Annotated in this window: 22 protein-coding genes; 8 read left to right on the forward strand and 14 right to left on the reverse strand. The window is 72.9% G+C overall.

Translation table 11 applies throughout. The annotated features are described in order from the left end of the window. Nucleotides 1-92: 92 nt before the first annotated feature. The 6 genes from ACZ58N_RS01045 to ACZ58N_RS01070 all read right to left on the reverse strand — a co-directional run bounded on the left by ACZ58N_RS01045 (nucleotide 93) and on the right by ACZ58N_RS01070 (nucleotide 5743). Nucleotides 93-2129, reverse strand: coding sequence for a prolyl oligopeptidase family serine peptidase (locus tag ACZ58N_RS01045; protein WP_471154028.1), 2037 nt, complete (start codon nucleotides 2127-2129; stop codon nucleotides 93-95). Nucleotides 2130-2221: 92 nt separating this feature from the next. Then, nucleotides 2222-2491, reverse strand: coding sequence for a hypothetical protein (locus tag ACZ58N_RS01050; protein ID WP_471154031.1), 270 nt, complete (start codon nucleotides 2489-2491; stop codon nucleotides 2222-2224). An 88-nt stretch (nucleotides 2492-2579) separates the two neighbouring features. Beyond that, nucleotides 2580-3491 (reverse strand): aldo/keto reductase, encoded by a 912-nt coding sequence (locus tag ACZ58N_RS01055; RefSeq protein ID WP_471154034.1) that lies wholly within the window; start codon nucleotides 3489-3491, stop codon nucleotides 2580-2582. A 64-nt stretch (nucleotides 3492-3555) separates the two neighbouring features. Beyond that, nucleotides 3556-4473 (reverse strand): ABC transporter permease, encoded by a 918-nt coding sequence (locus ACZ58N_RS01060; protein ID WP_471154037.1) that lies wholly within the window; start codon nucleotides 4471-4473, stop codon nucleotides 3556-3558. Continuing rightward, nucleotides 4470-5360, reverse strand: coding sequence for an ABC transporter ATP-binding protein (locus ACZ58N_RS01065; protein WP_471154039.1), 891 nt, complete (start codon nucleotides 5358-5360; stop codon nucleotides 4470-4472). Before ACZ58N_RS01065 ends, ACZ58N_RS01060 begins: the two co-directional genes overlap by 4 nt. Further along, a complete protein-coding gene (locus ACZ58N_RS01070) occupies nucleotides 5357-5743 on the reverse strand; it encodes a GntR family transcriptional regulator (protein ID WP_385578848.1) in 387 nt (128 codons plus the stop codon). Before ACZ58N_RS01070 ends, ACZ58N_RS01065 begins: the two co-directional genes overlap by 4 nt. A gap of 133 nt (nucleotides 5744-5876) precedes the next feature. Between ACZ58N_RS01070 and ACZ58N_RS01075 the strand changes: the two genes are divergently transcribed. Both ACZ58N_RS01075 and ACZ58N_RS01080 read left to right on the forward strand, forming a co-directional pair. After that, the gene (locus tag ACZ58N_RS01075) at nucleotides 5877-6470 is read left to right on the forward strand and encodes a TetR/AcrR family transcriptional regulator (RefSeq protein WP_471154042.1); all 594 of its coding nucleotides are present in this window, start codon (nucleotides 5877-5879) and stop codon (nucleotides 6468-6470) included. 38 nt (nucleotides 6471-6508) lie between these two features. Further along, nucleotides 6509-7867: an MFS transporter gene (locus tag ACZ58N_RS01080; RefSeq protein ID WP_471155178.1), complete on the forward strand. Its 1359-nt coding sequence runs from the start codon at nucleotides 6509-6511 to the stop codon at nucleotides 7865-7867. On the opposite strand, the gene ACZ58N_RS01085 is transcribed toward ACZ58N_RS01080, so the two are convergent. The 5 genes from ACZ58N_RS01085 to ACZ58N_RS01105 all read right to left on the reverse strand — a co-directional run bounded on the left by ACZ58N_RS01085 (nucleotide 7857) and on the right by ACZ58N_RS01105 (nucleotide 14505). After that, on the reverse strand, nucleotides 7857-11123 hold the full coding sequence (locus ACZ58N_RS01085) for a TIM-barrel domain-containing protein (RefSeq protein ID WP_471154044.1): 3267 nt from the start codon (nucleotides 11121-11123) through the stop codon (nucleotides 7857-7859). The genes ACZ58N_RS01080 and ACZ58N_RS01085 overlap by 11 nt on opposite strands. A 194-nt stretch (nucleotides 11124-11317) precedes the next feature. After that, nucleotides 11318-12094: a class I SAM-dependent methyltransferase gene (locus tag ACZ58N_RS01090; protein ID WP_471154046.1), complete on the reverse strand. Its 777-nt coding sequence runs from the start codon at nucleotides 12092-12094 to the stop codon at nucleotides 11318-11320. A gap of 112 nt (nucleotides 12095-12206) precedes the next feature. Further along, on the reverse strand, nucleotides 12207-13160 hold the full coding sequence (locus ACZ58N_RS01095) for a transporter (protein ID WP_471154047.1): 954 nt from the start codon (nucleotides 13158-13160) through the stop codon (nucleotides 12207-12209). After that, complete coding sequence (locus tag ACZ58N_RS01100) at nucleotides 13157-14086, reverse strand: ABC transporter ATP-binding protein (RefSeq protein WP_471154050.1); 930 nt, start codon at nucleotides 14084-14086, stop codon at nucleotides 13157-13159. Before ACZ58N_RS01100 ends, ACZ58N_RS01095 begins: the two co-directional genes overlap by 4 nt. Beyond that, nucleotides 14083-14505 (reverse strand): GntR family transcriptional regulator, encoded by a 423-nt coding sequence (locus ACZ58N_RS01105; RefSeq protein WP_471154052.1) that lies wholly within the window; start codon nucleotides 14503-14505, stop codon nucleotides 14083-14085. Before ACZ58N_RS01105 ends, ACZ58N_RS01100 begins: the two co-directional genes overlap by 4 nt. A gap of 245 nt (nucleotides 14506-14750) precedes the next feature. Between ACZ58N_RS01105 and ACZ58N_RS01110 the strand changes: the two genes are divergently transcribed. Then, a complete protein-coding gene (locus ACZ58N_RS01110; RefSeq protein ID WP_471154055.1) occupies nucleotides 14751-17339 on the forward strand; it encodes a D-alanyl-D-alanine carboxypeptidase family protein in 2589 nt (862 codons plus the stop codon). A gap of 99 nt (nucleotides 17340-17438) precedes the next feature. Here the strand turns inward: ACZ58N_RS01110 and ACZ58N_RS01115 are convergent, their stop codons facing one another. After that, nucleotides 17439-18011 carry a cupin domain-containing protein gene (locus ACZ58N_RS01115; RefSeq protein WP_471154057.1) on the reverse strand — a complete coding sequence of 191 codons (573 nt, stop codon included), beginning with the start codon at nucleotides 18009-18011 and terminating at the stop codon, nucleotides 17439-17441. A 125-nt stretch (nucleotides 18012-18136) separates the two neighbouring features. On the opposite strand from ACZ58N_RS01115, the gene ACZ58N_RS01120 reads away from it, so the two are divergent. The 4 genes from ACZ58N_RS01120 to ACZ58N_RS01135 all read left to right on the forward strand — a co-directional run bounded on the left by ACZ58N_RS01120 (nucleotide 18137) and on the right by ACZ58N_RS01135 (nucleotide 21927). Beyond that, a complete protein-coding gene (locus ACZ58N_RS01120) occupies nucleotides 18137-18916 on the forward strand; it encodes an ABC transporter permease (protein ID WP_471154058.1) in 780 nt (259 codons plus the stop codon). After that, entirely contained in the window at nucleotides 18913-19629 is a 717-nt protein-coding gene (locus tag ACZ58N_RS01125; protein WP_471154061.1) for an ABC transporter ATP-binding protein, read from the forward strand. The genes ACZ58N_RS01120 and ACZ58N_RS01125 overlap by 4 nt, the downstream gene beginning before the upstream one ends. A 104-nt stretch (nucleotides 19630-19733) precedes the next feature. Next, entirely contained in the window at nucleotides 19734-20753 is a 1020-nt protein-coding gene (locus ACZ58N_RS01130) for an ABC transporter substrate-binding protein (RefSeq protein WP_471154064.1), read from the forward strand. Between the two features lie 64 nt (nucleotides 20754-20817). Further along, on the forward strand, nucleotides 20818-21927 hold the full coding sequence (locus tag ACZ58N_RS01135) for an aryl-sulfate sulfotransferase (RefSeq protein WP_471154066.1): 1110 nt from the start codon (nucleotides 20818-20820) through the stop codon (nucleotides 21925-21927). A 69-nt stretch (nucleotides 21928-21996) separates the two neighbouring features. On the opposite strand, the gene ACZ58N_RS01140 is transcribed toward ACZ58N_RS01135, so the two are convergent. Beyond that, nucleotides 21997-22197 carry a chaplin gene (locus ACZ58N_RS01140; RefSeq protein ID WP_471154069.1) on the reverse strand — a complete coding sequence of 67 codons (201 nt, stop codon included), beginning with the start codon at nucleotides 22195-22197 and terminating at the stop codon, nucleotides 21997-21999. Between the two features lie 261 nt (nucleotides 22198-22458). On the opposite strand from ACZ58N_RS01140, the gene ACZ58N_RS01145 reads away from it, so the two are divergent. Next, complete coding sequence (locus tag ACZ58N_RS01145) at nucleotides 22459-24054, forward strand: phospholipase D-like domain-containing protein (RefSeq protein WP_471154071.1); 1596 nt, start codon at nucleotides 22459-22461, stop codon at nucleotides 24052-24054. A 48-nt stretch (nucleotides 24055-24102) separates the two neighbouring features. Here ACZ58N_RS01145 and ACZ58N_RS01150 read toward each other — a convergent pair whose 3' ends face one another. Beyond that, nucleotides 24103-24489, reverse strand: coding sequence for a hypothetical protein (locus tag ACZ58N_RS01150; RefSeq protein ID WP_281208520.1), 387 nt, complete (start codon nucleotides 24487-24489; stop codon nucleotides 24103-24105). Nucleotides 24490-24801: the final 312 nt, after the last annotated feature.

Raw genomic sequence — 24801 nt, forward strand, 5'->3', positions numbered from 1 at the left:
TGCCTCCGCCCGTCGGGCGGCCCGATGCGGGCCGCCGGTCCGCCCATTCCACCAGCCGCGACGGCGGACGGGCCGGGCAGCGCGCCGGGGTTTCAGCGCCCGGGGGTGAGGCGCTCCCAGAGGAAGGTGTGCACGAGGGCTTCGTTGAAGGCGGTCTGCGCGTGGTCGGTGGCGCCGGCGTGGCCGCCGCCGAGGTGTTCGTGGAACAGCACGGGGTGGCCGTGTTCGCGCAGCCGGGCGGCCATCTTCCGGGCGTGTCCGGGGTGGACGCGGTCGTCGCGGGTGGAGGTGAGCAGGAGGAGCGGCGGGTACGGGGGGCCGTCGGTGCGGATCCGGTGGTAGGGGGAGATCCGCTCCAGATGGGGCCGGTCGGCGGGATCGTCGGGGTTCCCGTACTCGGCGGTCCAACTGGCACCGGCGAGGAGCTTGTGGAAGCGGAGCATGTCCAGGAGCGGTACGTGGGCGACGACGGCCGCGAACAGCTCGGGCTCGCGGGTGAGGAGGGCGCCCATCAGGAGGCCGCCGTTGCTGCCGCCCTCGATGCCCAACTGGGCGGGCGTGGTGATGCCGCGGGCGGTGAGGTCGCGGGCGACGGCGGCGAAGTCCTCGAAGGCGCGGACGCGGTTCTCGCCGAGGGCGGCCTGGTGCCAGGCCGGGCCGTACTCGCCGCCGCCGCGGATGCCGGCGACGACGTGGGTGCCGCCGCGCGCCAGCCAGGTCCGGCCGGTGACGGCGCTGTAGTGCGGGGCGAGGGAGATCTCGAAGCCGCCGTAGCCGTAGAGGAGGGTGGGGCCGGGGCCGGGGCGGTCCTCCGGGCCGATGACGAAGTACGGCACCTGGGTGCCGTCCTCGGAGGTGGCGAAGTACCGGCTGACGGCGAGTCCGGCGGTGTCGAAGAGGGCCGGGCCGCGCTTGACGCTCTCGCCGCCGTCGGGGGCACCGGCGGTGCCGCGGTGGAGGGTGGAGGGCTGGAGGTAGCCGGAGACGTTCAGGAAGTACTCGTCGCCGACGTCCGGGTCGGTGCACACGACGGACGCCGTGGACAGCGGGGGCACCCCGGCGAGGGGTGCGCGCCGCCACCCGTCGGGGCCCGGTGTGAGGAGTTCCATGCGGGAGGAGACGTCTGCGCGGATGCTGAGGATGAGGTGGTTGCGGGTCCAGCTGAAGTCGGCGAGGGCGGTGCGCTCGTCGGGGGTGAACAGCGCGGCGGGCTCGCGGGCACCGGCGAGGTAGGCGTCGAAGTCGAAGGCCAGGAGACTGCCGGGGGCGTGCCCGAGCCAGGTCGACCGGGTGCTGACCAGGAGCCACTGCCGGTGGACGGAGGCGTGTGCGTCGTCGGGTACGTCGATCCTGATCGGCGGGGCGTCCGCCTCCGGCGGCAGGAGATGTGTCCGCTGGTTCCAGAAGTCGATCTGCCGGTGGACGAAGTCCCTTTCGAAGCCCGGGGTGTCGTCGTGCCACGCGCCGGCGGAGAGGTCCCCGGGCTCGCCCGTGAAGACGCGTTCGGCCTGTTCGAGGGGGGTGCCGCGGCGCCAGCGGCGGGCCTGGAGCGGGTACCCCGACGGGGACATCGAGCCGGGGCCGAAGTCGGTGCCGATCCAGACGTGGTCGTGGTCGATCCAACCGATCCGGGTCTTGGCCTCGGCCACCTCGAAGCCGCCGTCGACGAACCGCTTCGTCCCCAGGTCGAATTCGCGCACCACGTTGGCGTCCGCCCCGTCGCGCGAGAGCAGGATCAGCGCGTGCCGGTGGTCGGGGGCCAGGACGCGGCTGCCCGCCCAGGACCACTTCTCGCCCTCCGTGTCGGCGAGCGCGTCGAGGTCCAGGACCGTTTCCCAGGCCGGGCGGTCGGTGCGGTACTCCTCCAGGGTGGTGCGCCGCCAGATCCCGCGGACGTGGTCGGCGTCCTGCCAGAAGTTGTACAGGTGACGGCCGCGGCGGACCGGGTACGGGATCCGGCCGTCGTCGTCGAGGACCTCGCGCACCTCCTGCTCCAGCGGCTTGAAACCGGCGGAGGTGGTCAGCGCTGCCACGGTCTCGGCGTTGCGGTCGCGGACCCAGTCGAGGGCCGCTTCGCCTGCCACGTCCTCCAGCCAGAGGTACGGGTCGTTGGGGGCTTCTTCGCTCATCCGCCGATTGTGCCGCAGGTCCGGCCGGGCGAGCTGCGCGCCCGGCCCCGGTCCGGCCGGGTTCCGGCCGGCCGGGGCCGGGCGCCGACCGGCTAGTCGTCGAGGAGTCCGAATCCCTCCGGGAACTCCTCCAGGAAATCGCGGCGGACCGGGTCCACCTCGGCCTCGGCCATGGCGCCGAGCAGGTCGCCCAGTTCGCCTCGCTGTTCCGCCGACAGTTCGCCCACGAGCTGGGCCACGCCCTCCAGGACCTTCACGGCGTCGTCCGTGTCCATGGGCTCCTCCTCGCTGTCCTCGACGAAGCGGAGTACGTCGACCAGGGCCTCGGCCAAGGCATGGGTCAGCGACGGGTACACGGGCATGAGGGTGATCTCCCAGCAGGTTCACGACAATAGAGCCCGCTCATCCCACCACGGACCACCGACACCCCGTGCCCCGGGGCCGGGTTGCTCAGGCGTCCCGGTGGTGGAGGCCTTCCAGCAGGGCCAGTTCGGACTCGGTCAGGCGCAGGGCGCCGGCGGCGACGTTGGCGGTGAGGTGGTCCGGGTTGCCGGTGCCGGGGATGGCCAGCACGTGCGGGCCGCGGTGCAGGGTCCAGGCCAGGCGGACCTGGGCGGCGCTCGCGCCGTGCGCCCGCGCGACGGTGAGCACTTCCTCGCTCTCGGCGCCGCTCGCGCCGCCCTCGCGTCCGGTGGTGGCGATCGAGTAGAACGGCACGAACGCGATGCCCTGCTCGCCGCAGAACCGTACGAACTCGTCCTGGTCGGGTCGCATGCCGATGCCGTAAGGGTTCTGCACGCAGACCACCGGGGCGATGGCACGGGCCTCGGCGAGCTGTTCGGGGGTGACGTTGGAGACGCCGAGGTGCCGGATGAGTCCGGCTTGACGGAGGTCGGCGAGGACACCGAAGCGTTCGGCGACGGAGTCGGTGCCGAGGATGCGCAGGTTGACCACGTCGAGGTGGTCCCGGCCGAGTTGGCGCAGGTTCTCCTCGACCTGGCCGCGCAGTTGCGCGGGCCCGGCGTGGGCGGTCCATTCGCCGGACTGGTCCCGGCCGGGTCCGACCTTGGTGGCGATGACCAGGTCGTCGGGGTAGGGGCCGCCCAGGGCGCTGTTGATGAGTTCGTTGGCGGAGCGCAGCGGCGAGAAGTAGAACGTGGCGGTGTCGATGTGGTTGACGCCGAGTTCGATGGCCTTGCGCAGTACGCCGATGGCCCGGTCGCGGTCCCCCGATACGGCGTCGGCGCGCAGCGCGGCGCCGTTCTGCGGCAGGCGCATCGCGCCGAAGCCGATGCGGTTGATCTCCAGATCGCCGAGCTTCCAGGTCCCCGACGCCGATGCGTTGATCGTCTTTGTGGTCATGCCGGGGATGATCGCCCATCGGGCGGGCCGCCGCCAATGAAAATGGCGGCGGCCCGGTGGGCGCTCAGCCCCGGCGGGCGCGCAGCATCCGGAAGGCGGCGTACAGCGCGAGGGCCGCCAGGGCCAGGACGGTGGCCGATTCGATGAGCTGGGTCAGCCAGTAGTGGGAGAAGGGGTGGTAGTCGGCGTACCGGCCGACGACCTGGAGGTCGGGGGCGCAGGAGCCGAGTCCGCCGGTCCCGTCGTAGCAGCCCCAACCGGGCTTGCGCTCACCCGTGGCCTTGAGGAGGCCCACGTCCATCAGGAAGGAGGAGCGGGGCAATCCCATTTCCGGACGGCCGGTGAGCGGGGTCGTGACGGTCACCGGGGTGAGGACGGACCAGCGCAGGGATCCGAAGACCGTGACCACCAGGCCGGTGACGGCGCCGGCGACGAGCAGGGCGGGCAGGGTGCGCCGGATCCATTGCCCGACGACGGCTCCGACACCCACTCCCAGCAGGCAGTACGCGACGATGACCGGCCCGGTCGCCTCGTAGGTGCCCCGGTCGGCCCAGGTGAGTTGGTGGCTGCCCGATACCGGGTCCCACCCGAAGCGGTACACCCCGATCATGGCGGCCGCGCAGGCCGCCGACACCGCCGCGGCGACCACGAGCTTCGACGCGAGCCAGTCCTTCGGGGTGGTCGACTGGGTCAGGGCGAGCCGGTACGTCCCGCTCTCCGTCTCCCGGGCCAGCATCGGGCCGGCCACGAACGCGGCGATCAGCACCGGCAGGATCAGCATGCCGCGCCCGGCGCCTTCCAGAGCGCTCCGCAGCAGGCCGTTCCAGATGTTCGGTTCCACGGTGCCGGGCGGCGAGGACAGCACGCGCAGCGCCACGGCGATGACGAGGCAGGCGGCGACCGCGGCCGGCAGGGCCCACAGGGCGCGCCGGTGCTGGCGGGCCGTGGCCCAGTGGGGTCCCTTCAGGGTCAGGGCGCTCATCCCCGCACCGCCTCGGCGCCGGTGGGCGGGAGCAGGAGGGCCGGGGCGTCGGGGGCGCGGAGATGTGCGAGCAAGAGTTCCTCCAGGGTCGGGTGCGCCGCGTGCCAGGTGCCGGTGTCGACCGGGCCCCCCGGCCGTACGAGGGTGATGAGTTGCCGGCCGGTGGTGCGGGATTCGACGACGGTGTGCGCGGCGAGTTCGTCGGCGGCAGCGGCGGGCCCGGTGAGCAGGCTGTGGGCCGTGATGACGTCCTCGATGGGGCCGGCGAGGCGGATCCGGCCGCCGTCGACGAGGAGCAGGTGGTCGCAGGCCCCTTCGAGCTCGGTGAGGATGTGCGAGGACATCACCACGGAGGTGCCGTTCTCGGCGGCGTCGCCCATGAGGATGCCCATGAGTTGTTGCCGGGCGAGCGGGTCGAGGTCGGCCATCGGTTCGTCCAGCAGGAGCAGCGAGGGCCGTTTGGCCAGGGCGAGCGCGAGGGCGACGCGGGTTCGCTGGCCTCCGGAGAGGGTCCGTACGCGGGTGTCCTCGCTCAGTCGGCCGGCTTCGACGATGCGTGTCGCCTTCGCCGAGTCCCAGTGGCCGGGGTTGAGTTCGTGGCCCATGCGCAGGGTCTCGCCGATGGTCAGCTGCGGGTACAGGGGCTTGTCCTGGGCGACGTACGCCAGTGTCTCGCGGGAGGCCGAGGTGTTGATGGTGCCCTCGGTGGGGCGTTCCAGGCCCGCGAGGAGCGTGAGGAGGGAGGACTTTCCCGCACCGTTGGGGCCCACGAGCGCGCAGACCCGGCCGGCGGGCAGCCGGAAGGAACAGTCGCGCAGGGCCCAGGCCCCCTTCTTGCGCCCGTAGCGCAGACCCAGGCCTTCCGCCTCGATCGCCATGTCGTTCACGCGTCGTCCCCCTTGAAGTGTTCGTCGAGTGCCGCGGTGAAGAGGGCGGCCACGTCGTCCCGCGCGAGGCCCGCCTCGCCGGCGCGGCGCGCCCAGTCGGCCAGTTCCTCCCACAGGGGTGAACCTGCGGGCGCGGCGCCCAGGGTCCGGCGGACGAAGGTGCCCATGCCGCGTCGCGCTTCGACGAGGCCCTCACGTTCCAGTTCCCGGTAGGCCTTGAGGACCGTGTTCGGGTTGATGGCGGTCGCCTCGACGACCTCGCGCGCGGTGGGCAGTTTGTCGCCGGGTTCCAACAGGCCGAGGCGCAGGGCCTGTTTGGTCTGCTGGACGATCTGCAGGTACGTGGCCATGCCGCTGCGCCGGTCGATGCGGTACTCCAGCACGCCCCTCCACCACCCTTTCACTAATTAAGTAGTGAAAGGGTGGTGGAGGAAGGGTCCGGATGTCAACCTTCCACTTCTTCAAGGGGAATTCGTCTGAGTAGACACTGTCTACGGTGGCTGGTAGACAGTGTCCATGGAACCTGGAAGCCCGCTGCGCGAGCGGTTGATCGACGTCGGAGTGGAACTCGTCACGACCGAGGGGAGCGGAGCCCTGGGATTGCGGGAGATCGCCCGGCGCGCCGGCGTCTCGCACGGCGCGCCGCGCCGCCACTTCCCCACGCACCGGGCCCTGTTGTCGGCCATCGCCCGGCGCGGGTTCACCGACCTCGGGGCCCGGTTCGCGGCCGGGGACACCGCTTCCCGCACCCCGCGGGAACAGGTGCGGGCGCTCGCGACGACGTACGTCGGCTACGCGCTGGAGCACCGCGGCATGTTCGAGTTGATGTTCCGTCACGACCTGCTGGACAGCACCGGGGAGCCCGGCGACGGGCCACGACTGCGGGAGTCGACCCTGCCCCTGTTCGCCCTGCTCGTCTCGCTGGTCGCCCGGTGCGGGGCGCGGGAACCGGAGGTGAGCGCGGCCGCGCTGTGGGCCAACCTCCACGGGGTGGCCGGGTTGTGGGCGACCGGCAGTCTGCCGCTCGTCCTCGACGGCGGCCCGGAGAGCGGCGTCGAGCGGCTGGTCGACGCCGCCTTGGACGCCCACCTCGGGCCGGAGCCGGCGTGAGGCCCGGGCTCGCGCTCCTCGTCAGTGTGGCGGCGGCGATGCTCGTCGCCCTCGACGGCACCGTCCTGATCGTGGTGCAGCCCGCACTGCGGCAGGACCTGGGGGCGAGCGCGGCCCAGGTGCAGTGGACGAGCACCGCCTACCTGATCACCGTCGCCGCGTTCCTCGTGATCGCCGGCCGACTGGGCGACCGGTACGGACACGTCCGGCTGCTGCTCACCGGCGTACTGGGCTTCGGCGCGGCCTCGGCGGGCATCGCGCTCGCCCCCGACGTCGGCTGGGTCGTCGCCCTGCGGGCCGTCCAAGGCCTGTTCGGCGCCCTGTTGCAGCCCGCCACCCTCGCACTGCTCCGGCTCGCCCATCCCCCGGACCGGCTGGGCAGGCCGGTCGCGATCCGGACCGCCGCGATCGGGCTGGCCGCCGCGGCGGGGCCGCTGCTCGGCGGGCTCGTCGTCGCGGAGTGGGGTTGGCGGGTGGTGTTCCTGGTGAACGTGCCCGTGGCCGTGGTCATCGCCGGCGCGGCGGCGGCCCTACGGGTCACCCCGGCGGCGGAGGCGCCGCGCGCCCCGATGGGCGTGGCCGGTCCCGCGCTGCTCGCGGTGGCGGTCGCTGCGGCGGTGCACGCCCTGGCCGGCGCCGCGGAGCACGGCTGGACGGCCCCGGCGACGCTGCTGGGATTCGGTGCGGCGGCCGGACTCGGGGCGTTGTTCGTACGCCACGAGCGGCGCGGCTCCCGACCGTTGGTGCCGACCGCCGTGGCCCGCGCCGGACCGGTGGCGGCTTCGATGGCGCTGCTGTCGGCCGTCTCGGCGGGAATGTTCGGCGCCCTGTTCACGGCGACGTTCCTGTTGCAGGACGTACGGGGACTGGATCCGCTGGAAACCGGGCTGCGGGTGCTCCCGATGACGGCGCTGATGATCGCCGGGGCACCGCCGGCGGCCCTCGCGCTGCGCCGGCTGGGCCCTCGGCGGACCGCCCTGGCGGGAACGGTGTCGGTGGTGGCCGGGATCGCGGGGCTGGGATCGGGCGGGCCGGTGGCGTTCGGGCTGCTGGGCGCCGGGTTCACGGCGGTGATGGTCACCGCCACCGCCTCGGTCGTGGGTGACGCCCCGCCCGGGTACGCGGGGGTCGTCGGCGGGCTGAAGCAGACCGCGATGAACGTCGGGCCGGCCCTGGGCATCGCGGTCGCGGCGGGTACGGGCGCCGGCGCCGTCGGCCCGGACGCGGAGGGCGCCGTCGGTCGGACCCTCGCCGTACTCGCCGCGCTCGCCGCGACCGGTCTGGTGGCGGCGGCGGCGCTGCCGGGCCGCGACGGCCCGGCGGCGGGCGTGGTGCGCGGGGTGCGGCCCGGCGTGGGGGGCCGGGCCGAACCCCGCGCACCACGGGTCAGGGGGTGAGGGTCCAGCGCTGGGCCGCGCCGCCCGTGCAGGCGGCCCGGGTGAGCCGCGTCCCGTCGGCGGTGCCCGACCCGGTCGGGGCGAGGCACCGGTCGGCGTTGCGGAGGCTGCCGTCCGGGGCGGTCCGCCAGTTCTGACCGGGGCTGCCGTCGCAGGCCCGGACGGTGACCCCGGCCGGGTCGGCGGCGTCGAGACAGACCCCGGCGAGACCGGTGAGCCGGCCGTCGGAATGCAGGGTCCAGCGCTGGTTCGGGCCGCCGTGGCAGGAGTACAGGGTCGGTGCGGTCCCGGGGGTGGTGGCGCCGTGCGGGAGGTCCGCGCACCGCGCGGAGGCCTTGTTGACGAGGGTGGTATCGGCCGGGAGCGGCGCCGGCCGTCCCGTCAGGGTCAGTTCCGCGACGCTGGTCCACGGGCCTCGGCCGCCCGCCTCGGTCAGGGCCCGCAGTCGCAGGTAGCGGCCGGTCCGGGGCGCGAGGGCGATATTCTGGACGCCCGCGCCGTCGGCGAGGGTGCCGGTGGCGGCAGGTGCGCCCCAGTCCGCGGTGGAGTCCGAGACGTGGACCTCGTAACCGCCGATCCGACCGTTGACGCCGCCGTCCTGGCGGGGCAGCACGCCCAGCCCGTCGAGGGTGTGACGGGCTCCGAGGTCGAGGACGATCTCGTGCGGCAGCGCGGCCGGGGCGCCGCCGGACCAGGCGGTGTGCCAGTGGGTGGCGGCGTTCCCGTCGAAGGCGTTGCGGGCGGAGCCGTTCTCGGCACCGCTCTCCTGGCTGTCGGTGGAGACCAGGCTCCACCGCGTCGGGTCCAGGAGCGGCGAACCCGCCGGGACCGGTTCGGCCGCGGGGACGGCCACCCCGGTGGCGGTGACGGTGAACGCCCCCGACTTCGTGCCGGACTTGACCCACAGGACGCCTGACCGGTCGGCCGGATCGAAGAACCAGCCGGTGGCGGCGGCGTCGTAGGCGCTCCGGTCGGCGAGGCGGGGCGACGCCGCGCCGTCCACGGTGAGGGTGGTGGGGGCGGAGGCCACGTGCAGGTTGAACTCGTAGCCGCGCGAGGCGGGCTTGCCCGTGTAGTCGCCGGTCGCGGCTCCGACGGCGACGGTGACCGTCCCGGACCCCGCCGTGGGGGCGGTGACGTCCACGCGCTGGCGGGCGAAGGCGCCCGATGCGTGGGCGCGGGTCAGGCCGTCGTCCTCGTAGAGGCTGAAGGTGGAGGACCCGCGCGGATGGATGTCGTAGGTGAGGGTGGAGACGGGCTTCTCGCCGGTGTGGTTCATCTGCGGCCACATCGGGACGACCGCTCCGCCCTTCACGAAGAGGGGAAGGGTGTCGAGGGGGGCGCGGTAGCCGTTCAACCATCCCGGTCCGGCGTACGTCCTCCCGCTCCAGTAGTCCGTCCAGGTGCCGGCGGGCAGGTAGATGCCGTCGCGCACCGAGGTGTCGGAGACGACGGGGGCGACGAGGAAGGAGTCGCCCGCCATGAACTGCCCGCTCGTGGCGTTGCCGCGCGCCACCGGATCGTCGGGGTGCTCCAGGACCAGGGCGCGGGTGCTGGGTACGCCCGTCTCGTGTGCGACGCGGCTCATCGTGTACAGGTAGGGCATCAGCCGCATCTTCAGCTGGAGGTACTTGCGGTTGATGGACAGGTACGGCTCGGCGAACCGCCAGGGCTGCTTGTCCTGGTAGCCGGCCGACGGGCCGGTGGCGCCCCAACCGGACATGGTCATGAACGCCGGGGTGAAGGCCTTCCACTGGAGGTCGCGGACGTACGTCTTCGGGCTGCCGCCGAAGATCCCGTCGATGTCGCCGGCGGCGTGGTTGAGCGCGGAGAGACCGGCTCCGGTGATGGCGGGGACGTGCCAGCGCATGTCGTCCCAGGTTCCGTGGGTGTCGCCGGTCCAGACGACGGCGTTGCGCTGGGTACCCGCCCAGCCGTCCACGGTCCAGACGTAACGGCGCGCGTCGGAGTTCTTCTCGATGCCCTCGACGGCCTGCCGGACCCCGTCGAAGGCGTACTTGTAGCCGCTGCCGATCCACGCGACGTCCGTCTTGACCCCGCGACTGCCGGCCTTCCCGACCTCGTCGGCGATGGACCCGAGGCCGGTGGAGGTCCACAGGCCCGTCCGGAACCCCTTGGCCGCGAGGGCGTCCACGGTGGACTTCAGGGGTGCGGTGTAGCCGCAGCCGTAGCCGTCGTTGGGCAGGAACCAACCCGAGGGCATGTCGGCGGCCCGGGCGTCGGCCGCGTACCCGATGACGTCGGGTGTGGTGAGGTGGCGCGGGCGGTCGTGCCTGCCCTGGTAATCGGGGTTGGAGGCGTTGAAGCAGTCGGCGTTGCCGAGTTCGAAACCCCACAGGGGCGCCATGAAGGGTTTGCCGCTGACGTCGGTGTACGCGTCGAGGACGGACTTGAGCGAGTTCCCGGTGAAGTACCAGGCGTCGAAGCGGTCCTCGTCGTGGGTGAGGGCGGTCGGCGAGTCGAAGGCGTACGAACCGGGGGCCCAGGTGTTGCGCATGACGCCGTAGCCGTTGGTCGACATGTAGAAGGGCGCGGGGCTGGCGTTGTCGTTCTCCCGCCACCTGTTGTCCACGGCGACGGGGACGGTCTTGCCGCGCAGCGCCCATTCGCCGAGCCGAAGACCGGTGCCGTAGAACTGCTCGTCGGCTCCCCGGGCCAGGTACTGGGTGGTCCTGCCGCCGCCCCAGGTGGTGGGGCGGGTCTCCTGCCAGACCGGGGTGGCGTCGTCGGCGCGGTAGACCGAGAACCGCAGGGGCGACTTCTCGACGCGGATGGACAGGGCCCCGGTGGTGATCCGGTAGTGCCCGCCGACGTCGGTCCAGTCGGTGTCCACCGGCCCGAAGTCGGTGGTGGGCGCCAGGTCGGAACCGGCCGGATCGTCGGTGAAGGATCCGTCCGGCGAGATCCGGAGCCGGAAGATGTCGGCGCGGGCGACCGTCACCCGGGCCTTGGCCCCGCCGGACGTGCTGACGGTGAAGGTGTTGCCGGCCCGGGTGAACCCGGTGACGTCCCCCGCCGTGACCGCCGGGGCGCTCGCGCCCCCGGCGGGGTCGGGTACCGCCGCGCGGGCGGTGGCCGGTCCGACGGCCACGAGGCCCGCGACGGCGAGCGCGGCGGCCGGTAGGGCCTTGAAGGGGGTGCGGCGGCGGGCGGGACGGCCTGGCCGGACGGTTCGGAGCGGGGGTGGCGGTGGGGGTGGGGGGTCGTGCCGGTCGCGCCTGGTGCTCGGTGTCATCGGGCAGCTCCTCGTGCGGTCCGGATCGCGGACACACCGCATTGGCATGCTCCCGGCAACATAGCGGTCCGGCGGGGCCGTTTGGCGGAAGTTGCTTGAAGTCGCCCTTCACCAAGCAGATTTGAGCACCAATGGGAGGTGGTCGAGGTCACGCGGCGCCGGGAGCCGATGGGGCGGCCCCCGGCGCCGGGCGGTCAGCCCACCGTGATCCGGAGCTTGGACTGGCCGTGGCCGAGGCGCTCCCAGTCGTCCATGAAGCGGGCCCGCAGACCGTGCTTGGCCGCGAGGTCCACGAGGGTCTGCGTCCGGTAGTAGAAGTCCTCGCGGAGGACCTGGTGTTCGACGCCTTCCGTACGGTCGAAGGTGAAGTCGAACCGGCCGCCCGGCGCCAGCACCCGTCCCACGTGGGCGAGGCACTCGTCGATGATGTGCAGCGGCGAGTGCGAGAAGACGCTGTGCGCGTGCACGACGTCGAAGTGGTGGTCCGGCAGGAAGTCCAGGGTCAGGTCCTGGGTGATGGTCAGGTGCGGCAGTTTGGCCTGGAGTCCGCGCCCGGTGAGGGTCTGCTTGGCGGCGATGAGGATGTCGGGCGATATGTCGATGCCGTAGTAGTGACCGGTCTCCAGGTGGTCGATGAAGCGCCAGCCGGCCCGCAGGTTGCCGCAACCGATGTCGAGCATCCGGTGGCGGGGCTCCAGGCCGTGCTCGACCAGGTAGTCGAACTGCATCTTGCCGAGGGCCAACCATCGGTCGTGGCTCCCGCTGCCGACGGCCGCCTCCGGATTGCGTCCGGTGTCGGACGCCATGACCGCCCGGTAGTAGCCCACGTGGTCGGGGTGCTTGAAGCGCAGCCAGCCGTCCCGGGCGGCCCGCCGGACGTACGGGGCGATGCGGGTCGGATTGCCCAGCGCGTAGCGGACCTTGTGTCCGACGCCGGCGCGGTTGGCGGTGAGGTTCTTCTTGGTGGCCATGAGGGGTCCCCCTGGGGTACGGAGAAGAGGTGCGGTGGTGACTGCGGGCCGTACGGCGGATCCGGGCGCTACGGCGGGTCGGGCCGTACGAGGCAGCGGGCCGTACGGCGGGTCAGGCGGTGCGGCGGCGCAGGACGGCCAGGGTGACGGCGACCAGGACCGCCGCCAGGCCCAGGTAGAGCGCGGTGTCGATCCACTGGAAGGTCCAGAAGTCGCCGCTGGGATAGACCTTGTGGTAGCGACTGGTGAAGCCGTTCTCCTCCATGCACCGCCGGGCGTCCTCGCCGGACGTCTGGCACCACTTGCCGATGGAGAACTCCCGGCCGTCCGGCGTGCGGTAGCCGAACTCGCCCGTCGACCAGGCGCTCCCGACGAGTCGCTTGGGCGTCATGCCGGGGGTGATCCGGACCTCCGGATCGATCCATGAGGTGCGGAGGAAGGTGATGGCGAGCATCGCCGCGCCGATCACGCCGAAGGCCGCACCCATCGCGGGCAGTACCTTGCCCACCAGGAGCCCCGCGAGGGTCCCGACGGCGAGGGCGAACAACGCCGTCGCGAGCGGGGCCGGGCCGGTCGCGTTGTAGACGACGGCATCGTGCCAGTAGGGGCCTTCGAGGGTGTTGGCGATGGGCAGCCACCACCAGGCGACGAGGGCCGCGATGACCGCGGAGGTCAACAGGGCGAAGAGCGCGGCGAGACCGAAACGGGCGGCGAACCAACCGCGCGGGTCGACGCCCTGGGTGAGGGCCACCTTGAAGGTGCCGCTCTCCAACTCCCGGCCGATGAGGGGAGCGCCCCAGAACACGCCGATGAGGGCCGGGATCGAGAACCCGAGCGTACCGAGCATCCGGATGCCGTCGACGTTGCCGTTCATGATCTCGTAGGTGGCGACGCTCTCGCAGCCGCCGTTCCACCCCGGGCAGGGCACCCATCCGTGGTCCTCGATCAGCTGCGTCATCCCGGAGCGCTGGTACGCCACCCACACCGCGCAGCCGACGAGCAGCGCGGTCGCGGTGAGGATCAGCAGGCGTTGCTGGCGCCAGGCCAGCCAGAGCGCGCCCCTCATGCGGCGGCCTCCGTCCTCGTGGGGTCGCCGGCAGGACGCGCGGACCGCAGGTGGGCGAGCAACAGGGTTTCCAAGGAGGGGGTTTCGGCGATCCACCGGTTTCCCGGCGCGAAGGGTTCTCCGGGGGACGTCCGGACCAGGGCGGTGACCTGACGGCCACTGGCGGCGACGTGCACGACGCTGTCGCGGTCGAACGCGCGCGGCAGGCCGTCGGGTTCCATCGGGTCGGCGCGGCCGGTGAGCCAGGTGTGCGCGTCGCAGAGTTCCATGGCGTCCCCGGCGAGCCGGACGGAGCCGCCCTGCAGGAGGACCACGTGGTCGCAGACGTCCTCCAGCTCGGCCAGGACGTGCGACGACATCACGATGCCCGTACCGCGTTCGGCGGCTTCCGTCATGAGCAGGCTCATGACCTCGTGCCGGGCCAGCGGGTCGAGGTCGGCGAGCGGCTCGTCCAACAGCAGCAGATCGGCGCGCTTGCCGAGGACCAGCGCCAGGGCGACCCGGGTCCGGTTGCCGCCGGAGAGCGAGCCGATCCGGGCGCCGAAGGGGATGTTCCCCTGGCGTACGAGCCGTTCCGCGGCGACCCGGTCCCACCGGCCCGGATTGAGCCGGCGGCCCATGCCGAGGGTCTCCTCGACGGTGAATCCGGCGTGTAGCGGCTTGTCCTGGGCCAGGTAGGCCGTGCGCCGCCGGGCCTCGTGGGTGCCGGGGGCGGCGCCGAAGACGGTTATTCGACCGCCGGTCGGACGCGTCAGGCCCGCGGCGAGCTGGAGCAGCGTGCTCTTTCCGGCTCCGTTGGGCCCGACGAGCGCGGTGATGCGCCCCGGGGACAGCTCCAGGTCGCAGCCGCGCAGGGCGGGCCTGCCGCGGTAGTCCCTCGCGAGGCCCGTCGCCCGAAGTGCCGGAGCGTGGGTCGGATCGCTCACGCCGTTTCCCCTCTCGACGTACCGGGCCCCTCGGACCCGGATGTGCTGAAACTGTCGTCCACGGCCGCTGCGACGAGCGCCGTGATGTCCTCCCGGCCCAGGCCCGCCTCGCGCGCCTGGGCCATCCAGGCGGCCAGGCCCGCGCGCAGCGGCGAATCGGCCGCCGCCCCGGGGTGGGACAGGGACCGGCGCACGAAGGTTCCGGCGCCGGGCCGCGGCTCGACGAGCCCCTCGCGCTCCAGCTCCCGGTAGGCCTTGAGGACGGTGTTCGGGTTGATGGCGGTCGCCGCGACCACTTCGCGCGCCGTCGGCAGCCGGTCACCCGGTTCGAGCACACCCAGTCGCAGCGCCTGCTTCACCTGGGTGACGAGCTGCAGATAGGTGGCGACGCCGCTACGGCGATCGACTCGGAATTCCATCAGCTCCACCTCATTCCACTAACACGTTAGTGGAATAGTGCAGGGTGGTGCGGTGATCGTCAAACCGCGGCGGAGTATGACCGAACGGTCACAGCTTCCGGCGCGGGGAACGCGGTGGCCACGACGTACATCTACGGATGCGGCGGGCCCCGCGGGGGCGCGCCGACGTGTCGGCAAGAACCGGCCGGACCGGCGGGCGCACGAGCGGCCGGAACGGCTGTGAGCAGCAAGGTGGGACGCTGGAGATGAAGGCGGAATCGGTGGCGGGCGAGGCGACGGCGGCCGGTGGCGACGGAGCGTCGGAGAACGAGCGGACCGCCAAGGCCCCGAACCGGGACCGGCGGGACACCCCGGGAGGTGCGGACACCGGCGGCCGGGCGAAGACCCCCGACCCCCGGAGCGCTTTCGCGGTTCCGACCACCCCGGAGGACACGCACACAGACTCCGCAACGGACGCGGAGACCGCGTCGGACCCGGACGTGGACCTGGACGTGGACGTGGTTGCCAGGATGAAGGCCCGCCCGGAGCCGAAGGCGGACGCCGTCGCCGACTCCGAACCCGACGCCGACGCCACGACCGAGGCTCACCCCGGTGCGGACGCGGGCACCGAAGCGGCCGACGCCACGGCCGGGGCCCGGGCGAACGCGGAGCCGGACGCCGACGGGAACGTCGAGGCCGGCGGCCGGCGGGACTCCGACGCCCCGGAGCGGGCGCCCGACGGCACGGGGGACACCGCCCCGGACAGGACCGGCTCAGGAGAAGCCGTCACCGACCCGTCTCGGAGCGAATCGGAGTTCACCTCCGAGGACGCGCCCGTGGCTGCGGCAGGCGACGCCGGACCGGAAGCCGACGCGCAGGAAGCCGACGCGCAGAAGGCCGAACCCGCCGCGCCCGCCGATGCCGAAGCCGACTCCCCCGAGCAGGCGGATGCCCCGGAACCGGAAGCCTCTCGGCGCGCCGCGGACCCGGCAGCCGAACCTGCCGTCTCCGACCCGGCAGCGGAGTCGGAGACCACGTCGGACGCGGACGCGAAGGCGGAGGCCGGCCCTGACCCCGACGCGAAGGCGGAGGCCGCCGCTTACCCGGAAACGGACGCGGACCCGGACACCGACGCGGCCCCGGACACCGACACCACCCCCGACGCCCCCGAGGCGAAGGCCCGCCCGGAGCGCACCGACCCCAGGGCGGCAGCCCGGTCCGACGCCACCGCCCCGGATGCCGACCCCGAGCAGGCCGACGCGGAAGCCGACACCGACACCGAAGGCGACACCGAAGGCGACACCGCCGACCCGGCCCCCGCCCCGGCCGGGCCCCACCCCGCGAAGCCCGGGCCGACCGCCCCGGCCGGGCCGGGTACCGCGAAGCCCGCCCCTGCCGCGCCCCGGCCCGCACGGAGCGAGCCCGTCGACGACCCCGAGCGGACCAGTACGTTCGTCGCGCTCAAGGATCCCCGCCCGGCCCCCGCGCGGACGGCCGCGCCGCCCGTCGCCGTCGAGCCCCCGGCGGCGGAGCGGACACGGGAGGCGCCGCTGCCCCCGCTCGACCTGCTCGCCGAGCTGACCAATACCGCTCCCCCGCCGGAGACCCCGCGCCGTACCCTCACGCGCCGCGTCAAGGTGTGGACGCCGATCGTGCTGCTGCTCGGCGGCGCCGTCGTCGGGGGGCAGTTGCTGCGCCCCCTGCCGGCTCCGCAGCTGGTCGCCGACTCGGCCACGTACGCCTTCGAGGGGAGCACCCAGATCCCCTGGCCCGCCAAGGGGCAGGCGGCGGTGCGCGTGCCGGGCTCAGGGGACATCGGCTCGTTCGGCGAGCAGAAGCCCGTACCGACCGCCAGTGTGGCGAAGGTGATGACCGCCTACGTCATCCTCAAGGGGCATCCGCTGCGCAAGAACGAGGCCGGTCCGCGCATCGAGGTCGACGCGGCGGCGGTGGCCGACGGCGCCGCCGAGGACGAGTCGCGGATCGAGGGTCTGACGGCCGGGCAGACCTTCAGCCAGCAGGACATGCTCAAGATGCTGATGATTCCCTCGGGTAACAACGTCGCCCGCCTGCTGGCCCGTTGGGACACCGGTACCGACTCCACGACCGCCTTCGTCGCGAAGATGAACGCGGCCGCGAAGGAACTCGGCATGGACCACACCACGTACACGGATCCCAGCGGGCTGGACGCCGGTACCGTCAGCACGGCCGCCGACCAGATCAAACTGGGCGAGGCGGTGATGAAGGAGGAGGCGTTCCGGGCGATCGTCGCGATGCCCAACGCGACCATCGAGGGCCTGCCGAAGCCGATCATCAACAACAACGACAACCTGCTGCTCGCCAACGGTCTGAGCATCAAGGGGATCAAGACCGGGTCGAGCACGCCCGCCGGCGGCACCCTGCTCTGGGCGGCGTACAAGACGGTCGGGAGCGAGACCCGGCTGATCCTCGGAGCGATGATGGAGCAGCGGGTGGACGGCCCGGACCCGAACGCCACCAAGGCCCTGGGCCTGGTGAAGGACAACAGTCGGAAGGTCATCGAGGCGGTCCGGGCGGCGCTGACCTCCACGACGGTCATCCGCAAGGGTCAGCTCGTCGGCCACCTGTCGGACGGCCTCGGGGGTTCGACCCCGCTGGTGGCCACGCAGGACCTCAACGTCGTCGGCGTGCCGGGGCAGGAGCTGCGGCTGTCGCTCGCCCCGGGCTCGAAGTCCGTTCCGCACGAGGCGAAGGCGGGGACCGAGGTCGGCGTGCTCACCGTGGGCGAGGGCGACGGCGCGAAGTCCGTACCGGTCGCCGTGGAGGGGGCGTTGGACGGGCCGTCGTTCGGTGCGCGGGTGACGCGACTGTCCTGACCCCGGTTCCGGTTCGACGCCCGGCCGGGGCCGGGGCCGGCCGGACGGCGCCGCTCGCCCGTCCGGACGGCCGACCCCGACCGGCCCCGGCCGACCCGGCTACGCGTTCGCGATGACCAGCAGGGTGCGGGCGGGAACCGTACGTCCGCCGAGGCCGCAGCGGTGCGGGACCTCGCCCCGGTGGTGGGCGCTCTGGCCGGCGCGCAGGACGAGCGGCTCCTCGCCCTCGACCTCCAGGACGAGCTCGCCCTCCAGGACGTAGAGGAAGTCCTCGCCGGGGTGCTCGAACCAGCCGCGTTCGCCCCGGCCGGGTTCGAAGTGGTGCTCGTAGGCCTCCATCAGTCCGCTGCTGCCGCCGGGGATGAGTACTTTCGCGACCTGCCCGGCGGCCTCGCTCACGCGGATGACCTGTGGATCGCTCTCGTGGCTGACGACTCCGGGCCGGTCGGGGCGGCGCAGGAAGGTTCCCGGAGCCACGTCGAGGGCCTCGGCGATGCGGTAGATCGAGCTGAGGCTGGGCGTGGCGAGTCCGCGTTCCAGCTGACTGAGGAAGGGCTGCGAAAGGCCCGAGCGGGCGGCCAGTACGGCCATGGAGACGCGGCGGGCGGTGCGGCAGCCGCGGATCGCCCGCCCGACCTCGATCGCTTCGGGGGTGGGTTCGGGTCGGGACACGCTGGTGAACGTACCCCATCGCCGATCTTCGCCCGGGGGGTCCCGGGAGGTTTCGCACCGCTGCAACACCCCGTTCATAAGCGTGGTCAATTATTGACCTCACTTATCAACGAAGGAGTCCTCGCGTGCAAGCCACCCCAACTCCCGTGGGCCGGGCCCTCGGCCGGCTCGCGCCCGCCCTGGGCGCGGCCGGTGCGGTGCTCGCCCTCTGGTCACTGGCCGGCTGGTCCGGCGCCGTGGCTCCGGGGCTGCTGCCCACCCCCGCCGAGACGGTCGCGGCGCTCGTCGACAGCGCCCGCAGCGGAGTGCTGGCGACCGACCTGAGCGCCAGTCTGGCGCGGGCCGGCCAGGGCTTCGCGCTCGGCGCCGTGATCGGGGGCGCGCTGGGCTTCGCGACGGGCTACCTGCCCCGGCTGTCGGCCGCGGTGACCCCGGTGGTCTCCTTCCTCCGTCCGATACCGGCCATCGCGCTCGTGCCCTTGGCGACCGCCTGGTTCGGCATCGGCGAGAGCGCGAAGCGACTGCTGATCGCCTACGCCGTCCTGCTCGCCGTCTGGCTGTACGTCCACGACGGTGTGTCGCGCGTCCCCGTCTCACACCTGCGGGCAGCCCGCTCGCTGGGGGCGCCGCTGCACCGGCGCTTCACCGAGGTGCTGCTACCGGCGGCCGCTCCCGCCCTGCTCGCCGCACTGCGGTACGGCGCGTCCGTGGCGCTGCTGGCCCTGGTGGCCGCCGAACTGGGCGGCGCCGACGCGGGGTTGGCGTACCGACTCCAGGTGGACGGACAGTTCCTCCGGGTGGACCGGATGTTCGCGGGGTTGTTGGTGCTCGGTCTGCTCGGGGTGGCCGCCGATCTCGTACTCGCCGCCGTGGGCCGTCGCTTCGTGCACTGGAGCGCGTCATGAGCCTGACGGTGCGACTGGAGGGGCTGTCGGTCGGGTACGGCGAGGCCCCGGTGCTGGAACCCACCGACCTGGAGTTCCCCGCGGGCTCGTTCACCGCGCTGCTCGGGCCGAGCGGCTGCGGGAAGTCCAGCGTGCTGAACACGGTGGCCGGGTTCGTCCGCCCGACGGCGGGGCGGGTGACGGCCGGGGCGGAGCCCGTGCTGGGGCCGGGCCCGGATCGGGGCGTGGTCTTCCAGCACTACGCGCTGTTCCCCTGGCGCACCGCCCGCGGCAACGTGGAGTTCGCCCTCAAACGGTTCGGGGTGCCCCGCCCCGAGCGCCGCGAGCGGGCCTTGGCCGCGCTGGAGGAGGTCGGACTGGCCGACGGCGCGCAGAAGTACCCGGCGCAGCTGTCGGGCGGCATGCAACAGCGCGTGGCGCTGGCCCGCGCCCTGGCCGCGCGCCCCGAAGTCCTCCTGATGGACGAGCCCTTCGGTGCGCTGGACGCACTGACCCGCTCCCGGATGCAGGGCCTGTTGCGGGAACTGTGGCGGCGCAGCGGCACCACCGTGCTCTTCGTGACGCACGACATCGACGAGGCACTCGCCCTCGCCGAACGGGTCGTCGTCCTCGGCGGTTCCCCCGGCCGGGTCCTGGCCGACCACGCGGTGACGCCCGGCCCGCCCGACCCGGACCTGCGCGCGCTGATCGCCCGCCACCTCGGCGCGGGCTGAGCACCCTCCCGGACCCGCCCCGCCCCTCCCCGTTCCGCGCCGTTGCCCCCTCCGCCCTCCCCTTGCCCTCCGTACTCCCCTTGCTCTCGGAAGGACCCCCGACCATGCCCGGACCCCGATCCACGACCAGACCCCGCGCGGTGGCCGCCGCGTTCCTGGCCTCCCTGCTCTGCGTCCTCGCCACCGCCTGCGGCGGTGGGGCCGCCACCCCGTCGAAGTCCGGCGGACGGCACGCCGTGACCGTGGCCGGCAGCGACCACCTCGGCGGCGCCCCCGTCCACATCGCCGAGGAACGCGGCCTGTGGGCCGCCGAGGGCGTCGACGCCACCGTGACGACCCTGCCCACCGGCCGCGACGCCCTGAACGCGGTGCTCGGTGGCCAGGCACAGCTCGGGATCGTGGGCGACCTGCCCGCGGTGACGGCCGCGCTGAGCGGGCGCGACGTGCGGATCGTCGCCGATCTCTCGCGGTTCGGCGACTGGCGGCTGCTGTCCGCCACCGACCGCGGCATCACCGGCTTCGGCTCGCTGAAGGGCCGCAAGATCGGAGTGCCCCGGGGCACCAACGTCGAGTACGCCCTGAGCCGGATGCTCGCCTCGGCGCAGCTGACCGCGGCCGACGTGACCGTCGTCAACCTGACCCCCAATCAGGTCGCGTCGGCACTGGCCCGCGGCGACATCGACGCCGGCGTCACCTTCCCCAGCTTCTACGGCGCGGCGCGCACCGCGCTCGGCGACCGTTACGCCGAACTCCCCTTCAGCGGCTACACCGCTCGGACACTCCTCATCGCGGGCCCCTCCGCGAGCGACGAGGCCGTGACGGCGGTCCTGCGTACGGTGCTGCGCGCCCAGCAGGCGGCGACCGCCGACCCGACGGCCGCCCGGGCCGCCGTGGTCGCCCAGTCGAAGGGCGCCCTCCAGGCGGGCTACGTCGACGCCTACCAGCCCCGCTACACCTACGGCGCGAGCCTGTCCCCCGAGTTGCTGACGCAGCTGACGGACGAGGCCGCCTGGGCCAAGGCCGCCCAGTCCCTGCCCGGCGACGCCGACCGGGCGGCCCTGCTGGCGAGGTTGCGTCCCGGTCCGCTCAGGACCGTCGATCCGGCGGCCGTCACCGTCGGCTGACGTCCCGCCCGCACCCCTCGCACCCCGACCACCCGTGCCGACCATCCACCACAGGAGCTCCCCCATGACCGTCGACCAGAACACCCTGCGCCGCCGCGGTACCGGCCTGCGCGCCCACGACCCCGAACGCAGTCACGGCGGCTACACGCTGTACACCCCGATCACGGGGGACGGCGAGATCCACCTCGTCGACATCGAGGGCCGCACCGCGCACACCTGGACGTCTCCGCACCCGCCCGGCCGGCAGGCGCAGTTGCTGCCGAACGGCAACCTCTTCTACGCGGCCAAGGACACGTCCGGGCCGACGCTCTTCCCGATCTGGGACGTGTACCACGGCGGCATCTTCCAGGAGCTCGCCCCCGACTCCACCGTGCTGCGCGAGGTCCGGCACCCCTTCCACCACCACGACGCCTCCGTGCTGCGGAACGGCAACCTGCTGATCAGCGTGGTGGAGCCGCTGTCCCCGGCCGACGCCGCACGGATCCGCGGCGGCATCCCCGGCTCGGAGGCCGCGGACGGGGTGATCTACGGGGACGTGGTGTACGAGCTGACCTGGGACGGCGACACGGTGTGGCGCTGGGCGGCCATCGAGCACCTCGACCCCGAGGAGGTCCCGCTCAACCCGCACTTCGCGCGTGAGCACTGGCCGATGGCCAACACCGTCAACGAACTCGCCGACGGCGGCATCGTGATCGGCTTCCGCAGCGCGTCCACGACCGTGGCCGTGGACCGGGCGGACGGCTCGGTGCGCTGGCGGATCGGGCCCGACGTGCTGGCGCAGCAGCACCACCCGCACGAGCTGCCGGGCGGCAACATCCTGGTCTTCGACAACGGGACGTACCGCGACACGACGTCCGTGCCGTACTCGCGGGTGCTGGAGCTGGATCCGGTCACGGGCGAGGAGGTGTGGGCGTACGAGGACAACCCGCCGCAGAACTTCTTCAGCCCGTACATGTCCAGCGCGCAGCGGCTGGCGAACGGCAACACGTTCATCGCCGAGGGTTCCTTCGGGCGGCTCTTCGAGGTGACTCCGGAGGGCGACGTGGTGTGGGAGTTCGTCGTCCCCGAGTTCGGCGCGTTCAGCCGGGGCACCGGTCTGGAGTCCTCGCGCGGCGCCCAGAACTCCGTGTTCCGTGCCTACCGGTACGGGGCGGAGCAGATCCCCTGGCTGTGAACGACGGACGGCCGGTCCCGCGCCCCGGGTGAGCGGGGGGCGGGACCGGCCGGAGCCGGTGCGGCCTCGTCAGTTGTCGGAGCCCACGGTGTTGTTGTGGCCGGCGTTGAAGACGTCGTCGGCGGCGAACTGGTACCAGTCGCCGAAGACGAGGTTGAAGCTGGGGCCTTCCGGAACGGTGACGGTCACGTCGGCGCTCGCGGCGGAGGCGCCACCGAAGACGAGGGCGCCGGCGGCGAGGACCGTGAGGACGGAACGGACAGATCGCATGGATCCACCTTTCGAAAGGGAGGGAACAAGGACAGAAGGTAGGCAACTGCGGCCCGGCTGTCCCGGTGCCCGACCGCGCGGCAGCGAGTCCCATCCGAATGGACCAGCCCTGCGGAGGCCTCTCGGGGTGGGTGGCCGGAAGCAGACCCATCGAGGTGAACAGCGAGCTACGGGCTGGTAACTTGCGCGAGTTGATCAAGGCCGGGGGCCCGGTTTCCGTCCTGCCGCCCGGCAGAGCCACCCCCCGAGCAAGGAACCACATTGGCCCGCACCGTCCGCACGACGGCCCTCTCCCTCGTCCTCTGCGCCGCGCTGTTCCCCGCGACCCCGGCCTTCGCCTCCGACGCGCCCACGCCCCACCTGGATTCCATCGAGCAGACCTTGCGTCAGGTGTCCCCCGGCCTGGAGGGCTCCGTGTGGGAGCGCACCTCCGGCAACCGGCTGGGCTCCTCCTCGCCCGGCGGCGCCGACTGGTTGCTCCAGACGCCCGGTTGCTGGGGCGACCCCGCCTGCACCGACCGGCCCGGCACGCGCAGGCTGCTCGACAAGACGCGCGAGGACATCGCCCAGGCCCACCGGAGCGTCGACATATCGACCCTGGCGCCCTTCCCCGACGGCGGTTTCCAGGACGCGATCGTGGCCGGGCTGAAGGAGGCCGCGCAGAAGGGCAACCGGCTCCAGGTGCGCGTCATGGTGGGCGCCGCTCCGATCTACCACGCCACCGTGCTGCCGTCCGCGTACCGCGACGAGCTGGTCGCCCGGCTCGGCCCGGACGCCGCGAACATCACCCTGAACGTGGCGTCGATGACGACCTCGAAGACGGCGTTCTCCTGGAACCACTCGAAGCTGGTCGTCGTGGACGGCGAGTCGGTCATCACCGGCGGCATCAACAGCTGGAAGGAGGCCTACCTCGACACCGCGCACCCGGTGAGCGACGTCGACCTCGCGCTGTCCGGTCCCGCCGCGGGCTCGGCCGGCCGGTACCTGGACACCCTGTGGGACTGGACCTGCCGCAACAAGGGGAACTGGGGCTGGAGCGCCGCCTGGTTCGCCTCGTCGAACGGCGCGGGCTGCCTGCCCACGCTGCCCCGGCCCGCCTCGCCGCCCGCCGGCGGCGACGTACCCGTGCTGGCCGTCGGCGGTCTCGGGGTGGGCATCCGGCAGAACGACCCCTCCTCGACGTTCCGCCCGGCCCTGCCGACGGCGCCCGACACCAGGTGCGGCGTCGGCCTGCCCGACCGGACCAACGCCGACCGGGACTACGACACGGTCAATCCGGAGGAGAGCGCCCTGCGCGCGCTGGTGGAGAGCGCCACCGAGCACATCGAGATCTCCCAGCAGGACGTGCACGCCACCTGCCCGCCGCTGCCGCGCTACGACGTCCGCCTGTACGACGTGCTGGCGAAGAAGCTGACGTCCGGGGTCAAGGTCCGCATCGTCGTCAGCGACCCCGCGAACCGGGGGCCGATCGGCAGCAACGGCTACTCCCAGATCAAGTCCCTGTCCGAGGTGAGCGACGCCCTGCGCGGGCGACTGACCGTGCTGACCGGTGACGAGGGACGGGCGAAGGCCGCGATGTGCCAGAACCTGCAACTGGCGACGTTCCGTTCCTCGGACAGTGCGACCTGGGCCGACGGCAAGCCGTACGCCCAGCACCACAAGCTGGTCTCGGTGGACGATTCGGCCTTCTACATCGGTTCGAAGAACCTCTACCCGTCCTGGCTGCAGGACTTCGGCTACATCGTCGAGAGCCCGGCCGCGGCGCGCCAACTGGCGAGCGGGCTGCTGGCACCGCAGTGGCAGTACTCCCGGGCCACGGCCACGTACGACCACGCGCGCGGCCTCTGCCAGGCCTGACGGGCGACGGCCCGGGGCGGCGTGCGCACCGGGCCGTACCCCCGAGGGCTACCGCTTGCGCTGGGCCGGGGTGTTCACGAGGAGCGCCTCGGACACCAGGCGCACGCTGCGGGACAGCCTGCCCAGCTGTTCGAGTTCGATCGCGTACATCCGGATCGTGTTCTCGATGACGGCCTCGGCCATGCCCATGGTGGGCAGGTCGGCCCGGCTGGTGTGGAGCGCGACGCGCACGGCACGCATCTCGTGCTGGAGCTGGAGCTGCACGTGGCGGGCGAGGAGGGCGTGGTGACGGGTGAGGGTCAGGTAGCCGCCGTAGCGGGCCGGGAGGAGGTCGCGCAGCCATCGCGCGGCGGTGCGTTCCCAGTCGTGCGTACCGGGGCTCTTGACCTGCAGGGGCCAGTCCGGGCTGCGCGTGAGGGTGGCCGTCTGGGACATTCTCGTCACTTCCGAGGGGTATCGAACTCTGATCGAGACGGTGCTGGTGGGCGGCCTCGGCCCAGGGGTTGACCGAGGCCGCCGGGGCGCCCGGCGGGATCCGAAAGCCTGACTCGACACCCGGTCGCACCGTGAGGAGGAGCGGTGTACCGGGGGTCCGTTCGAGGAGGACGTGGGGACGTCCGCCTTGGCATCTGATGGATCCGGGGCGCCGCCGTCAGTAAACATATATACCGTCGAGTAGGCAAGGGTATGAAAAATTTCATGCACCTACCGGCACTGAATATTTTCGATCCGTTCACGGTCCGCACC

The sequence above is a fragment of the Streptomyces sp. NPDC040432 genome, from assembly GCF_055595445.1.

Bases quoted from the DNA above. Each gene is read 5' to 3' on its own strand.
- ACZ58N_RS01125 (WP_471154061.1), top strand. From the start codon at position 18,913: ATGAGCCTGACGGTGCGACTGGAGGGGCTGTCGGTCGGGTACGGCGAG.
- ACZ58N_RS01135 (WP_471154066.1), top strand. From the start codon at position 20,818: ATGACCGTCGACCAGAACACCCTGCGCCGCCGCGGTACCGGCCTGCGC.
- ACZ58N_RS01095 (WP_471154047.1), bottom strand. From the start codon at position 13,160: ATGAGGGGCGCGCTCTGGCTGGCCTGGCGCCAGCAACGCCTGCTGATC.
- ACZ58N_RS01090 (WP_471154046.1), bottom strand. From the start codon at position 12,094: ATGGCCACCAAGAAGAACCTCACCGCCAACCGCGCCGGCGTCGGACAC.
- ACZ58N_RS01085 (WP_471154044.1), bottom strand. From the start codon at position 11,123: ATGACACCGAGCACCAGGCGCGACCGGCACGACCCCCCACCCCCACCG.
- ACZ58N_RS01075 (WP_471154042.1), top strand. From the start codon at position 5,877: ATGGAACCTGGAAGCCCGCTGCGCGAGCGGTTGATCGACGTCGGAGTG.
- ACZ58N_RS01150 (WP_281208520.1), bottom strand. From the start codon at position 24,489: ATGTCCCAGACGGCCACCCTCACGCGCAGCCCGGACTGGCCCCTGCAG.
- ACZ58N_RS01140 (WP_471154069.1), bottom strand. From the start codon at position 22,197: ATGCGATCTGTCCGTTCCGTCCTCACGGTCCTCGCCGCCGGCGCCCTC.
- ACZ58N_RS01105 (WP_471154052.1), bottom strand. From the start codon at position 14,505: ATGGAATTCCGAGTCGATCGCCGTAGCGGCGTCGCCACCTATCTGCAG.
- ACZ58N_RS01080 (WP_471155178.1), top strand. From the start codon at position 6,509: ATGCTCGTCGCCCTCGACGGCACCGTCCTGATCGTGGTGCAGCCCGCA.
- ACZ58N_RS01110 (WP_471154055.1), top strand. From the start codon at position 14,751: ATGAAGGCGGAATCGGTGGCGGGCGAGGCGACGGCGGCCGGTGGCGAC.
- ACZ58N_RS01055 (WP_471154034.1), bottom strand. From the start codon at position 3,491: ATGACCACAAAGACGATCAACGCATCGGCGTCGGGGACCTGGAAGCTC.
- ACZ58N_RS01050 (WP_471154031.1), bottom strand. From the start codon at position 2,491: ATGCCCGTGTACCCGTCGCTGACCCATGCCTTGGCCGAGGCCCTGGTC.
- ACZ58N_RS01060 (WP_471154037.1), bottom strand. From the start codon at position 4,473: ATGAGCGCCCTGACCCTGAAGGGACCCCACTGGGCCACGGCCCGCCAG.
- ACZ58N_RS01045 (WP_471154028.1), bottom strand. From the start codon at position 2,129: ATGAGCGAAGAAGCCCCCAACGACCCGTACCTCTGGCTGGAGGACGTG.
- ACZ58N_RS01130 (WP_471154064.1), top strand. From the start codon at position 19,734: ATGCCCGGACCCCGATCCACGACCAGACCCCGCGCGGTGGCCGCCGCG.